The organism is bacterium, from assembly GCA_030655055.1.
GTDB lineage: Bacteria > Edwardsbacteria > AC1 > AC1 > EtOH8 > UBA5202.
Map to the genome: position 1 here is coordinate 1 of JAURWH010000013.1, position 16,179 is coordinate 16,179.

Consider the following 16,179-nt stretch of genomic DNA (forward strand, 5'->3'; position numbering starts at 1 on the left):
CTGGCATCAAGTGGCTTTTAACCTTAGCGCCTACAAGGGGCAGAAGGTCAAGCTGGCTTTCATAGGCACCAGCGACGCGGAGCAATCAGATCAGTCTCATCAGTCCGCCGTTACCTACCACGGCATGTGGTACCTGGACAACATTGCGGTGGATACCGTGACGGCAGGGGGAACCTCTGGCCGCACTTTCTTTGAGGACTGCGAATCTGGAATGGGCAACTGGCGCGCCCACGGCAAGGTGCCACAATATTACTGGCACAGGAGCACCAGGCGGGCCAACAGTCCGGTCACTGCCTGGTGGAACGGGAACGAAAGTACCGGGGTCTACAAATGGGGGCAGTCGGATGCCGTGACCTCCCCAATCATAAATTTGACCGAAGTCAGGAACACCGATCCCTGTTATGTTGACTTCAAGGTCTGGTGCGATATCCCTGATGATGGCAAAGATCTCAACAAACTTAATGATTGGTATAAAGTCGAACTTTCCGGCGATTCCGGGCGGAACTGGGTGGACAATTACGGCATCGGAATTGATTCCTCCAAGGTGTGGAGGGACAATTCCTCCATCTTCACCCAGGTAAACCTGACCAACTACGTTGGCAAGACAGTGATGGTCCGTGTAGGTTTCGGCTCCGACGGTGACAATAATGTGGGCGAAGGCATGTACATGGATGACTTCATCGTCTGGGGCAAGACCCGTGAGCCCCTGCCGTCGGCCAGCACCATCTGCCTGGTTGACAACGATGGAAATGCTGCGGATATTTCGGATAACTCCTGGACCAAATACATGGAATCCTCTTTGGCCAACCTGGGTTACAAATATTCGCTGGTGACCATAGGAAGCAACAAGCTGATGACCCCCGGCTACCTGGAGCAATATCCGCTGGTGATCTGGAATCTGGGATCCAATTTTGATTTCCGGACCGGCGCTATTTACAAGGCTCTTACCATAAAGGATCAGGAATGCATACTGTCTTACTTAAACAACGGCGGGAACATGTGGATGTCCGGGCAGTATTTCTTCTTTGCCAACGGCACCCAGCTGGACACCACTGTTCACCCCAACATCTGGATGGACTACCTGCATCTGGCTCCGGAGAACGGCTGGGCAGCCACCACCACCTACCAGGGCTACGGAGTGGCGGGGGACCCGATAGGCGGCGGGCTGGCCGATTCGCTTTTGTACGACCGGCTTAATGGCAACGCCATCTGGACCGGTCCGGACCGGGCCTATTCACTTAATCCCGATTCCGCCAATTACCCGGTGGTTGGTTTTATGATGAACGATGACAGCACCTTTAACGGCCTGCGCTATTATGATGCCGGACTGGGCTACAATCTGGTTTACACTTCTTTCCCCTACGAGGCTGTCTCGTCTCCGGAAAAACGGGATACCTTGATGGCTCGCGTCATCAACTCGCTTAAGCCCGGCTTGAATGGGGATTATATTCCTCCGGCGGTTCCCCAGGGCCTGATCCTGGCGCAGAGCTATGATACCGTCAAGTGCGTCTGGCTGGCCAATTCCGAGGCGGATGTCAAAGGCTACAACGTATACCGCTCGCTGCAAAGCGGGATACCGGCTTGGATCAAATTAGGCACAGTTTTGCACCCGGATACAGTTTTTGCCGATACCACAGTTCAGGCCGGCTTGACCTACAATTACGCCTTAACGGCCTATGACACTTTGGTCCCGGCCAACGAAAGCCTGAAATCCCTGTGGTCCCGGATCACGGTAACGGCCTGGAAACTGGGAATTGAAGGCCTGCCGGTAAGCGTCATCCCGGCCCGGTTCAGCCTGGAGCAGAACAAGCCCAACCCATTCACGGGCAATACCGAGATCCGGTTCGCCCTGCCTGCAGCCTCACGGGTGGAGCTTGGAGTTTACAACGTGGCCGGACAAAAGGTGTCGACCCTGGCTTCGGGTGATTACCCGGCCGGATACCACAGCATCCGATGGAACGGCAAGGACGGACAGGGAAGGATGCTCTCCAACGGCGTGTATTTCTACCGGCTGGAGGCTAGGGGACAGAACGGCCAGGAGCGCCTGAGCCAGACCAAACGACTGATAATAGTGAAGTAGGAAGGAGACAGATATAATGAAAAAAATATTTTTAATGATCCTGGCTTTGATGGGCCTGGCCGGCTCGGTTCTGGCTGTTGCTCCGTCCATAACCGTGACCACATTGTGGCCGGATACCAGTTTTACCGGGCCTTTCACCGTCAGGACGGTGATCAAATGCGCCGATGGTGTGGATTATGCAGCCCTGGGTTTTTGTTTTAATCCCACTGACGGGCCATGGTCCTGGTCATACAACGGCTGGGGTGCCACCGATGACAACTGGATTGAGGAATACACGCAGTCGGGAGACACCTTCTTCTTTGAAATCCCGGCCATTCCCCTGGGACTGGAGACACCGGTGGTCATAGGTTATCAGGTCTATGCCTCAAACCCCTCTGCCGAATATACTGAGGATCCGGGTCCGAATCTCTACTATAGTTTCACCAACACGATCTACACCCCGCGGTTCTCCAACGTCAGCGCTCTAAAGGACACCTTTTTCAACGGTCCCTTTGTGGTCAAGACCAGGCTGACCACCGCCTTCGGCGATTCCGTTACCGGGGACATTATTTACAGCGACATCGCCGGCGGAGCCAGTTATTCCCGGGACAGCGTGAGTGCGGACAGCTTCTACTATTACAGCATGCCCAGGTTTTCCGGGAACTCCCAGACCCCGGTCAAGGTCAGCTGGTTTTTAACCGCCTACGACACCATGGGCAGCTGGTCCCAGTACCCACTCAAACGTGATACCATGAACTGGTTCAATCTGGTGGACCCCAAGCCCGCCAATACTAAAATCCTGGCCAATACAGAGCTGCCCGGCCCCTTTGTGGTCTGGACCACCTACAAGGCCGAGGGGGCGATAATAAATGATTCCCTGTGGGTGTTCAACAGCGGCGCCAGCATCTGGGAGTCATTTGCCCGGGACAGCATGAACGCTGACGTATACTACTACACCATACCCCAGCAGCAGCAGGCGGTGGTTAGTCCGTTGCTGGTTCAGTGGTATTTAAAGGCCACCGACAGCCTGACCGGGAATTATACTTACGTTCCGGCCACTACCAGTTCAGGGGTTCCCTATTCCTTCCGCATCCTGGATCTGACCGTACCAAGCATTACCAATGTTACCCAACTGGACAATACTTCTTTTACCGGACCGTTTGAGGTAACGGCAAACTTTCGCGACACTTCCGGAATTGCCCAGGCGAGGATATATTTCAGGACTAAGCCGTCGGCCATTGATACCTCCTGGAATTATCTGCCGATGACTGCCACCGGCAATCCCGATGAGTACAAGGCCAGCCTGCCGGTGCAGGCTCCCGGAATGCTGGTAGAGTATTATGTTTCCGCCTATGACGGGGCATTAACTGCCGGCGGAACACTTCAGAAAAATACCGCTTATTATCCTGCCGGCGGGCAGGTTACGCCCAATATTTTTTATATCGGAAGTCCGGAATATAAGTTGCTATTGGTTAATGACGGTCTGGCCGCCAACAACTATGCTCCCTATTACATTAGCTGTTTAGACAGCAACGGGGTCACCTTTGGCTACTGGGACAACCGCAAGGCCAGTGTTCTGTCCCAGCTCCATAACATCAATACCCTGATCTGGTTTACCGGAGACGACAGCGTCAATACCCTGAATCAAACCGACCGGGACAGCCTGAGCGCTTTCCTGGACCGGGGCGGAAATCTGCTGCTCTCCTCCAAAAACCTGGGACAGAGTCTTGGCGGGAAGATCAACAGCGACACCGTGGACTTCTATCATAATTATTTGAAGGTACAGTTTGACACCTTCAACATTGCGCTGACCTACATTACCTTCATCGGAAAACCCGGGCTGCCGATCAGTAACGGGATCAAGGACACCTTGTATCTTTCCTCCCTGGGGACGGCCGGAAATTATAAGTCAATAGACAGGGTATTACCATTAGCCGGAGCCGACTCTTTGTTTACGGCCAAGACCATCGGAGGCAGCGGGGTCGTCATTTGCTCCACCGCCGTTTATAAAGCGGTTTACAGCAGCATCCCGCTGGAGACGATATTGAAAAACTCAGCCGGGAAGTTATCCCGGACCCAGTTCATCGGCCGTTGCCTGAACTGGTTCGGCATCCAGACATTCTACAAAGTAGCTGGCGAGGCGGTATCCGAGGCTGGCCTGGTCAACGATGCGGCCCTGCTTTATCAGGCCTTCCCCAATCCCTTCAGCGGCAATACCACCATCAGCTTCAGCCTGCCGGCATCCGGCAACGTCTCTCTTAAAGTTTACAACGTTGCTGGCCAGTTGGTAAAAACCATTTGCGACGAACAACGTCCGGCCGGTGTGCAAAAGATCACCTGGAACGGCAATGACGAATCCGGCAACAAGGTCTCCAATGGAATATATCTTTACCGGTTGGTGACCAAGGATCAAAACCAGACCAAGAAGGTGATGGTTCTTCGTTAGCAAGGCGGGTTTTCTTATCCGGGTAAACTTAAGGTAAACCCAGAGTACATAAAAAGGGCGGGAACGGTGTTCCCGCCCTTTTTGCATTGTAAGATGTAAAATATGCACCACCCTAATGTATTGATAAATTAACTATTTATATTATAAACATATTGAGTGAATGCAAGAATGTGAAAAATATTAAAATCTTATAAAAACCTTAAAAATAGCACAAATTATAACTCTCTAATTGCTAACGATTTATGATTAACGATATTGTTTTGAAAAGCAAAATTATGGCACAGATATTGCATTTAAAAGGCTTATAGTATATAATAATAAACAGATAATTCATAATAAACTTTAGGAGGTTTTTATGGCACGGAAAACCAGTCTGCTAACCACGGCAATAATTGCTTTGGCCGGCTTGGCTTTATTGGTGGCTTTTGGCCTGAACGAAGTGACCGCTTACAAGGCGGACATCAAGGGTCAACCCCAAGCTACCATCATCAGTACTGTCAACAGCCAGCCGGTTGCCCAAAAGGCGCCAGCAGTCATTCCCGACCAGGCCGTCTGGGCCGGACAGGCCAGGATCAGCGTGCCGGTGGAAGCGCAGGCTTCCCCCATCATCACATTTTCCAACGGTTACAAAATTGACGCCAAGGCCGGCGAGCCCAAACTGCCGGAAGACCTTAAATACGGCCAGCCTAAGGCCGACGAAACCACCTATTACATCGTCCAGTTCAACGGACCAATCCAGGAATCCTGGCGCAAGGGGCTGGAAGCCGAGGGCGCCGAGATTATGTTCTATCTGCCCCAGTACGCCTTCGTGGTGCGGATGACCGAGACCGCCCGGGCCAAGCTGGTCAACGCCAAAAGCAACATCAGCTATACCGGGCTGTTCCAACCGGCTTACAAAATCTCCACCCGGGCACAGAAAAAGGCCTCCGAGGCCAAGGGTGGAACCTTCAGGGCCACCATTCTGGTGTTCAGCCCCGAAGACCTGGCCGCCACGGTCAGCCAGGTGGAAGCCATAGTGGGCCACAAGGTTTTTATGAAATCTTCGGTGGAATGGGCCCCGGGAAAATGGAACAAAAAGATCTTTGTTGACGTTACCCAGGACCAAATGACAACTTTGGCCAATGCCAAGGGCATATACTGGATAGAGCCCATGAACAATTTCAAGACCCACAACTACAACAGCCAGCCGGTGATGCAGTCCGGTGTTTTAACCGCCGGAGTCCGCGGCATTTGGGCCCGGGGCATCCTGGGTCAGGGCCAGATCGTACAGGACCTGGATACCGGCATCCGCGAGAGCCAGAATTTCTTTGACGACAACGCCCGGCATTACACCACCTGGTACTGGGACACCAACCACCGCAAAGTGGTAGGCAACCGGTCAGGAGCCTGGGAATACGAAACCGGCGGGGCCTGGTACCACGGATCCATGTCCAAGTTCGGTGACGAGGCTGCCGAATCATATCATGGTTCCCATACCGCCGGCAGCATTGCCGGTGATGACTCCTCCGAGGGAGGCGCCTATGGCATGGACGGCATCGCCCGGATGGCTCGTCTTCTGTTCATAGACGGTGGCGGCGACTCCGGATCGGTCTTCGGCACCGGCGACCTGAACATAGTCGGCTCTTGGGGCTGGGACAGCACAGTAGCCAACGGCGTTCCCCGGGCCTACATCTCCTCCAACTCCTGGGGTTCTGCGGCCTACGGCCAGTATGACGGCAGCGCCATGGAGTGCGATATGTTCACCTGGAGTCATCAGGACTTTATTTTCCTCATCTCCGACGGCAACGACGGCGGCACCACTTATCCCGACTACCTGTGCGGATCTCCGGCCACCAACAAGAACGGCGTGGCAGTGGCCGCCATGGCGGCCGCCAGTCTCAACGGCGGCGGCGGCGCCAATACCAAGGCTTCGTTCTCCTCATGGGGCAGCAATGCCGACGGGCGCTTAAACCCGACGGTCTCGGCCCCGGGCACTTCCATTCTTTCGGCCAACGGAGGGGTGGACAACGGCACCCTGTCCATGGACGGAACCTCCATGGCCTGCCCCATCACCGCTGGCACCACCGCTCTCATCCGCCAGTATTTCGTGGACGGTTGGTATCCCACCGGAACCAAGATTGCGGCCGACGGATTCATCCCCTCGGGAGCCCTGATGAAGGCCACTCTGGCCATCAGCGCCGATTCCACTTCGGGCCCGCACGGCAGCTTTACCCTGGACTCGCTGTTCGGCTGGGGCCGGCCCAACCTGGACACCGCCCTGTTCTTTTCGGGCGACCAGGTAAAGATGCTGCTGCAGGATAACCGGGTGGGGGTCAGCACTGGTGAGGCCATGGAATACCAGCTGGCCATTCCGGCTGGCGCCACCGGACTCAAAATTTCACTGGCCTGGTCAGATTACCCCGGATCCACCACCGCCAGTCGGGCCATAGTGAATGACTTGAATTTGGATGCTTATGAACCGGCCACGGCTATTACTCCCAAACGGTTCCGGGGCAACCGTTTCCAGACCTATACCACCATCGGCAAGCAGTCCGACTCTTTGGCCTCCACCAACGACAATATCAACGTGATGGAGGGCATCAAGGTCAAAGCCCCCAAGGCCGGCACCTGGAAGATCAGGGTCTCTGGGAATAACGTGGTGATGGGACCGCAGCCCTTTGCTTTGGTCATTACCTACCGAACTGCCCTGCCTGCCGCCACTGGGAAGGTATACTTGAATAAACCGGTTTACGTCATTCCATCCGCCGCCGGCTCCATAGATACCTTGAAGATAGAAGTGAATGACTTTGACAAGACCGGAAACTGCACGGTTTTCGTCTGGTCAAAACTTTCCGAACCCAAACAGGGTGCATCTTACCCCGAGACTTTGCTATTGAGCCTGGTGGGTACCGGGTTATACCGGGGCACCATGCCGTTGATGAACGGCAACATGGTGCTTAACAACGACCAGCTTACCTGCGACCAGAACGACACCGTATATGTGGTTTATAATGATGTTACTCCAGCCGTAGACTATGCCGACACCGCCAAGGCGGTGATGGACGCCGATCTGCTGACCATCACCAATGTCAGCGCCACGGACATGATACCGCCAGTGGGTACCCAGAAGAAGATCATTTGGACCACTTCGCGGAATGCTTCCAACAAGGTCTATTATGGCCTGACCACGGCCCTGGGTTCCGTAGCCAGTGCCGACACCCCGCTGGTGGTCAGCCATCAGTTCCCGGTAACCGGTCTGGCCCAGAACATGGTCTACTACTATGACGTGGAATCCAAGGATGCCCGGGGCATCACGGTCCGCGACGACAACGGCGGCCGCCACTACACTTTCAGCACCGGATCGGGCAGCGGACAGAGCGATGTGCTGGTCATAGTCTGGGACGATGACGGTTATGCCAACTCTTTCATTCACGGCCCCTATCTGACCGACGCATTGAACAAGGGCGGATGGACCTACGACTGGTGGTCCACCCAACTGCAGGGCATAGTCACCACCACCCAGCTTAAAAAATACAAGGCGGTTTACATCCAGGTGGCCCAGGACGGGCCGACCGGCGGAAATTATCCCGCCTTCAGGTCTCCGCAGCGCGATACACTGATCCTTTACCATAATGCCGGGGCCAGGTTCGCCGTGGTAGCCAACGACCTGGGTTGGGATACCTATGCCAACGCCACCACGGTGAAATCGGCCGCAGAACGGCAGGTTGATACCACTTTCTGTCGCAACTACCTGCACTTCACTTACAAGGGCGATATTGCCTCAACCAATAACCTTATGACGGACATGGTTTACGGCATCGCCAGCGATCCGATCTCAGGCGTTTACACCGCAGGCGTCAGTCATAGCAGCTGGAGGGCCGGAGCTGCCGGGGACAGCATAGTAACCTCGGCCGGTCTTCCGGGCTATACCGGAGCTGCCGGAACCGGCAGCCATGCCTGGCATTTTGAGGGTGCCTACGATTCGGCTGCCACCAAGTGGGAATCGGCCGCCACCATGGGCACCCTGGGTAACGGGGTCTGGGGCGGGCGCACCACCAGGGCCATCATGAACGCCTTCGAGATCACCCAGCTGGATACAGTAGACCATGCCAGCGCCACCCGGGTTGACATTTTGAATAAGATGTTCATCTGGCTGATAGGCCATGACCATCCTTACGACACCATTCAGACACCGGTGGCAGGCACCTCTTATACTACCAGCCCCATCAGCATAGCCTGGCGTTCATATGCCAAGGGCGGAGCCACCATAGACACCACCTGGGTGGAATACTCCAGCAACAGCGGAGCCAGCTGGAATCTCCTGGCCAAGGGCACCCCGGCTACCCTGGTCTCGCCATACAGTTGGGATGTCAGCACCCGCGAGAACGGCGTCCAGTATCAGGTGCGGGTGCGGGTTCAGGATACCGGAATCTATCCAGCCATGTCCGGCTCCGATACCGTGGGCAACTTTACCCTCAGCCGGACCGGCGGCGATTACACCGGGCCCATCATCAAGCCCGGCACCATCCGCTTTAACCGCAATCCGGTGGGCAACTCCACCGGCTGGGCGGTCAACGTGGCGGCCTTAGCCAGCGATTCCACCACCGGCCTCTCCAATATCAACGCGGTGCGCTGTTCAGTGGTTACCGGGAGCACCACCAAGCTGGTGGTAGCCATGAATCCCACTGACGGCTCGTTCAACTCCATCCAGGAAGCCGTGAACGTGAACATCTCCACCCTGGGGTGGGCGGCCGGAACCTACACCGTGTATGTCAGAGCCCAGGACGCCTCTCCCTCCAAGTCCAAGTCCGCTTTGAACTGGGGCGTGCTGTCATCGTCAACCTTCCTCCAGGTCGTGGACGTTCTTCCGCTGGACCCGGTGGCGGTCGAGCTTTCCTTGTTCACTGCCACCACCGGCCAGCCCGGCGTGGTGCTTAACTGGCAGACCGCTTCCGAGAGCAATTCCTATAAATGGCAGATCGAGCGCAGCCTGACCCCGGACGGGAATTACCAGAAGATCGCCGAAATGGAAGCGGCCGGAAACTCAAGCCAGACCAAAGAATACACATTTACCGATCTAACCGTCCAGGCCAACCAGGGGTATTATTATATGCTGGTGCAGGTGGATAATGACAGCTCCAAAACAAAGTACGGACCCATGTCCGCTTTGGCAGGAGGTTTACCGGCACCCAGGTTCTTCGCCCTGCAGGAGGCCAGGCCCAATCCCTTCGGAGGCTCGGTGGCATTAAGCTACCAGGTGCCGGAGAGATCCCAGGTTTCGCTAAAAGTCTACAATATCGCCGGGCAGGTGGTCCGCAGTTTTGATGAAGGCGTAAAGGATCCGGGTTATTATCAGACCGCATGGAATGGAACCGGCGACAACGGCAATGCGTTATCCAACGGTGTCTACATCTACAGGCTAAGCGCTAAAACTGCCAGCGGCCAGCAATATCAGGCAGCCAAAAAGGTGACTCTGTTAAAATAGTTTTAGCGGCCAATTAAGTTCTAGGGGTCATTCCTTTGGGAATGGCCCCTAAACTTTGGCGTTGGGGGATTTACATCAGCCACGGCCTGAAGGTTGTATCTTTGGATGTTGTTCCCCATGTTCAGCAAACTTATTGTTGACAAAAAGCGGCATAAATACTATAATATTTGATATCCTTGGGGCAAGAAAATATAATTTAAAAGGAGTTTTTACCATGCGGAAAGCACTGTTCGTGTTTGCAATACTATTCCTAATGTCAACTGTTTTCATTCCGGCTTACGCCGGGGAGCGGGCTGCCATCAATGCCGGTTCAATAAAGACCGAGCTTTGGCAGAATGGTTTGATGGGCGATACCACTGCCAATTTATTGTACCCGGCCGGACTTTACCAGGGATCCTCTCTGCTGCGGCTGGGAGGGCTTTGGTTTGGCGGCTCGGTTGACGGGAAACAGAGTTTTGGCGTTTCATCCGGCAGGATTAATTCATTGGGCCAGGCCGTCAGCGAATGGGCCCCGGACAGCTTGGGGGTTCAGGTTTCCATACCAGGCACTAGGTCTCCATTGGAACTTAAGCTTAACCTGACCGATGACGACCCGGCGGTAAACCAGGGCATCAATCTGGGGATAACTGCTTCGGTAAAGGCCCACCAGTGGAGCTACCGCCCGGCTGACAAATTCTATCTTTTGGAATATTCCTTTAAAAATGAAGGCGCCGCCCAGATAGACAGCGCCTATGCCGGATTGTGGCATCTGGCCAATGTCTTTAAGACCCAGGCCACCAACACCGAGAACATCGATTATTCCGGCTACGATGTTGCCGTTGATCCGATTAACGGGCTCCCCCGCAATATGCTGTATGTTACAGCCGATTCGGTACAGTGCCAGAACACTTATGGGGCAAGCGCTCCTTACATAGGCTTCCGGCTGCTGCAGGCCAACGATATAGACGGCAGTCCGGCGGCGCTAAGCGGAGCCTGCGCCTGGCGGGGGGCCTCGGCTTCACCCCAAAGCGATGATGCGATCCTGGATTACCGCAGCCGCTATTTCTACCTTTCCCGGGGCAAATTTGACACGGATCTGATCCCCCGGTTCAACACACCCAAGCGGACTCTGGACAGCTTCCACCTGAAGCTGGACGGGATAGTGCTGGCCGAGGTGGACGGAGTATGGGATGTAAACGATACGTCACATCTTAGTTTGAATTACTTTGACGGCGGAACATTTGACGCCAATAGCGGCATTATCACCCTGGGAATCCCCAGGGCCAATAAATTGAAATCGGTCTCCAAGGAGATGGTTACGGAAATTGATACCTTGACCGTGCAGGTGATGGGCCTGCCGGTGGGCCAGGTAAGCGGAGTTTACGACAACGCTGCCGGCACCGGCCTCAATTACTACAGCGGCGGAAGCTTTGTTTCGGCCACCGGCATTATCACCCTGGGGACACCTTACGTAAAACTTGACACTATAGACTTTGAAAACAACATGGCCACAGACTCGGTGACCGTAACTGTTCAATCGTTGCCATTATACGAAGTATTGGGAGTGTACGACAACCCGTCCGATACGGGGATAAACTACTATACCGGGGGAAGTTTTGTTTCTTCCTCTGGAACCATAACCTTAGGCATATTTTATGCTGATTTGGGAAACCCGCTTTATGTTTCGTATAAATATTTGGTAAACAACCCCTCTCTGTATGTTGACTACGGGTATAAACTTAACAACGTCATCGCCAGCTATAAGTATTACCACACCAAGACCGGGGTGATGCCGGTCGATTATACCAACCTGACACTGCCCGACCCCACCGGGCTGGATGAAGTGGCCGGGGTCTACCGCCAGAGCGACACCCTGATGTCCGGAACCGATTATTACAGCGGTGGCAGTTGCGACAAGGGAACAGGCCAGATTATGCTGGGTTCCCCGTTGCCGGATGATACCACTGGATATTTCTTACGCGAGAATTATCTTTACAACCAGGATTATACCTCGCTCTCTGACAGTTTGATGGATCTTTCAAACGCAATCTGGTCAGACTATGCCAAAGTGGTAGAAATATTAGGCGTTTATGACAATAGCGCTGGCACCGGCACAAACTATTTCACTGGGGGTAGCTTCAATCCCGTAACTTATATAGTTATCTTGGGCACAAAATATCCGAATGGCGCCGCTGGTTTTGCGGTGTATGTCACTTACCGTTACCTGAAAATGACCAACGCCCTGGTCAAGCATCACAGTAACGATCTGGGTCCCCAGAACGTGATGTTATCGGTGGGACCATGGAACATGAGCCCCGGAGATTCCGCCAAGGCGGTGTTTGCCGTGGTAGCCGGCAACAACCTGGCCGAGATCCAGGCGGCCTCCGACTCGGCTCTGTATCTTTGGAACAACCCCGGAACGGCGATGGTTACTTCCCAGGGCTCCGTTTCCGGGACAGTGGCCAGAACTTTGGGCCGGGGGATGGTGGAGAATGCAGTAGTCAAGGCATATCAGGGTCCCACCGCGGTGGACTCCGGCCTTACTGATGGCACTGGGCGCTATTTCATAGCCAATTTGGAGGCCGGGACATACGATTCCCTGCTGGCGGCGGCGCCGGGTTACGTCCGGCAGGCCATATCCTTCAATGCCGCCATCACCGCCGGAAAGGATACCACCGGACTTGACTTTGTCCTGGCTTCGGATAACGCCGCTCTCAGCGGGTATGTCTTCCGGGCTGATAGCTCAACTGCGGTGGCCGGAGCAAAGGTTGCTTTAAAGGGCAGCAATGTTGACAGCACTTTCACCAATACCGAAGGCTATTATTCATTTGCTTCGGTGCTGACCTCAGCCACCGACAGTCTGCTATTGTCTGCACCAGGTTACATAACCACGGTAGTCCGCGACCTCGGCCTGCAGGCCGATTCATCAATCACTGTGAACAAGGTTCTGCACTCGGCGGGTGGATGGCTGGAAGGAAGGATTACCAAATCCGACAGCCTGACCCCGGTGGCCAATGCCATCATCAGCATAACCGGCCCGGCATCAGCTTCAGACACTACCGATGTCTCCGGCAATTACAGCATTGGTGGGTTGGCGGCAGGGGCATATGATGCTGACCTCAGCGCCGCCGGGTATTCATCCCAGAATTTAATGGGGATAGCGGTTCAAACGGATTCCACTTCCTATGCTGGCGCCAGTCTGTCTCAAACATTTTCTTCCTCCGGGTTGGCCTGGGCGGCCAAAACCAAAATGCCGAACTGGCTTTTTGGCACCGCTTCCTGCCAGCTGGGGGGCAAGATATATGTCTTTGGCGGACGGGACTACGCCGTGGCCAGGAACACTGCATACCGCTATGATCCTTCCGCCGACACAGTGGGAGGAACTCCCTGGGCCGTTTTGGCCGATATGCCCACCGCCCGTTACGGGCTGGGATGCGCCTCGGTGGGGGACAGCATTATCTACGTGATCGGGGGCTATACCCAGGACAGCTTGGCCCTTTCAGTGTTGGAAGCCTATGATCCTTCCAACAACAGCTGGATCACGGGCCTGCCTGCCATGCCAACCCCCCGGGCGTTCATGGGGATAACCAGCATCAAAGATTCGGTCTATGCGGTGGGCGGGGAAAACAACCTCATTGTCGGATTAGACACAGTAGAGATATATCTGTCCTCCAGCAATAATTGGATCACCAAAAAGGCCCTATTGGGTGGTCCAGCCTTTGGCCGGAGCGGAGCTGCAGTGACCACCTTGGACAGTCTGGGGGTAAAACGGGTTTATGCCGTAGGCGGGAAAAAATTGGATGGAACATACATGACGACCAACCAAAGGTATAATCCGGTCACCAATGCCTGGGGTACCCGCTATGGTATAGGTTATTCCCTGGGTTACGGCGGAGCGGCAGCGGTAAATGATTCATTATACCTGGTAGGCGGCAAAAGCGAATTTGGCTATCTTCCGGAAATTTCCAGTTACAGTCCGTTCAGCAATGCCTGGCTGGCTAATACAGCTTATCCCACCGGGATCGCCCAGGCCTCGGTCAGTTCCCAGGATTCCATGGGTTTCTGGGTGGTGGGAGGAATGTCCAGGGATGGATTCATAAGCGACTCGGTATATTTTGGTTATAAGCCGGGGGCGATAAACCAAATAGTTGAAAGTTGGGATAAAACACCGCTTTCCGGAGTGTTGGCTAGGGCCATAAAAGGGTCTCAAACTAAAAACGCTGAATTAACAAAGTCTGATGGCTCATATACCTTGGCGTCATTGGAGCCAGGCTATTACGACATCAATCTCTATAAATCAGGATCGGTGGATACAACGTATAAAAATGTCTTAGTGAAATGGGGACGGGTTACCGTTATTCCGACATATGATGGAAACGGAATAGAAGGGACCCCGGTTGCCGTCGACCAGTACCGTTTCAAACTGGGCCTGGCTTACCCCAATCCGGTTAAAAACCAAACAACCATAAATTATCAGCTGCCGGCAAGGTCCTCAGTTGAACTGACTGTTTATAACGTGCTGGGGCAAAAGGTCAAGGTGCTGGCTCAGGGTATGCAGGATCCCGGATGGCATACGGTGGTCTGGAACGGCCGGGACAATTTTGGTCGTAAAGTGGCTTGCGGCATTTACCTCTATTGCCTGACCACTGGTTCAGATGGCGCGGTTAAAAAACTAGTGGTTATAAGGTAGTAAAACACAACCCAAAATGGCACGGCCAGAACCTTTTGTTTTGGCTGTGCCAGACATTCTTCTTTTTCCTCTTGACAACGGTCTGTTTATATATTATCATTCAGTAACTTAAAGGGGAGTAAAGTTAGCGTCCGGTAAATGTAAGTAAAACAGTTCTGGCGGTTATTGCCTTTTGCAAGGAGTGGGGCTGTTTTATTTAACAATGATACCGGCCGTATTCCATCGGATCGCGGTCAAATCGGGCTGGTATCATTTATCAAATGATGCCAGTTTTTTATTTAAGGAGTTTTGCCGTGCGTAAAATATTTTTATTCGTTCTGTTTATGGCCGGACAAGGCTGGGCCCAGCAATGGTCGTCAGTTCAATTGCCTGTGGGCTGGCAACCCGGATCATCATGGACCGCCTCAAACCAGGCCCATAGTTTAGCTGTTAGGGGAGATACAGTTTATTTGGTTTGGTACAACGCTGTGGACATCAATAGCAATACTGGCCACCAGATATATTTTATTAAGTATAACGGAACAGAATGGGATTCCGTCAGTACCAGGATAGGGTACATGAATTATAACAATGTCAGTTGGCGGCGTCATAACTGGTATCCTTCCTGCGCGGTCGACGCTTCCGGGGCTTTACACGTTGTGTGGGAGACCAACGATTTCATTGAGTCCAGCGAGGGGGTCTCCATCTACGACATCGTTTACCGCCGCCTTAGCCAGGGGGCATGGGTACCGGGGCTGAGTGAAAAACCGGTCAATATTACTTCCAACAGCTCTCAGGGCTATTCTTGGCGGCCGGTGATTGCCTGTGGTTCAGATACCAGCGTTCATATCGCATGGCAGGATAACCAGCAAGGCACTTTTAAAATATTTTATATATCTTCGATCGGTGGCAGTGCTTGGAGTGGGAATATCTGTCTTAGTCCCCAGGGAATCTATGCCGGGTTTCCCAGCATCGCCATGTCCGGCAACCAACCGGCCGTAGTCTGGCAGGATTTCCGGGACGGCCGCAATCAGATATATTTTAAAAAATATTCAGCCTCTGGTTGGGGTACCGACAGCGCCATCAGCCAAAGTTCTTACGGGGCCTTTGCCCCTTGTTTGGCCGGGGATCAGGCCGGTAATCTATATGCCGCATGGGAAGATCTGAGAGACGGTAATTTCGAGATTTATTACCGCCGATTCAGTGTCCAGACCCAGGCCTGGGGCAATGTCATCAGGCTGACAGAAGATCCCTATTATTCCCGGCAGCCGTTTTTACTGTGCCAGGGCGACAGCACGGTCAACCTATTTTGGGCCGATGACCGCGACGGCAGTTACGAGATATACCAACGAAAATCAGTGAGTAACATTTGGCAGCCCGAAACTACTCTTACTGCATTCAATGGTTCCTCCTCGCTTAATCCTTCGGCCGCAGTGGATTATCCGGGCAATTTGCATCTGGTCTGGTCAGATTTTAGCGGTTGGGACGCAGTAAACCCGGAAATATTTTATATGTCGGGTGTTTATTCTAAAAAATCACCAGCCGAGAGCCAATCAGTAATC

At 53.7% G+C, this 16,179-nt stretch carries 5 protein-coding genes; all 5 read left to right on the top strand.

The window, feature by feature from the left end:
* Positions 1-2,080: FlgD immunoglobulin-like domain containing protein (locus Q7U71_00595; protein MDO9390257.1), on the top strand; the 2,080-nt coding region annotated here is incomplete at its 5' end.
* A 16-nt stretch (positions 2,081-2,096) separates the two neighbouring features.
* Positions 2,097-4,505, top strand: coding sequence for a T9SS type A sorting domain-containing protein (locus tag Q7U71_00600; protein MDO9390258.1), 2,409 nt, complete (start codon positions 2,097-2,099; stop codon positions 4,503-4,505).
* Between the two features lie 355 nt (positions 4,506-4,860).
* Complete coding sequence (locus tag Q7U71_00605) at positions 4,861-9,969, top strand: S8 family serine peptidase (GenBank protein ID MDO9390259.1); 5,109 nt, start codon at positions 4,861-4,863, stop codon at positions 9,967-9,969.
* Between the two features lie 214 nt (positions 9,970-10,183).
* Entirely contained in the window at positions 10,184-14,638 is a 4,455-nt protein-coding gene (locus Q7U71_00610; GenBank protein ID MDO9390260.1) for a carboxypeptidase regulatory-like domain-containing protein, read from the top strand.
* A gap of 260 nt (positions 14,639-14,898) precedes the next feature.
* Positions 14,899-16,179, top strand: a 1,281-nt coding sequence (locus tag Q7U71_00615; GenBank protein MDO9390261.1) for a hypothetical protein, incomplete at its 3' end; no start/stop codon positions are given.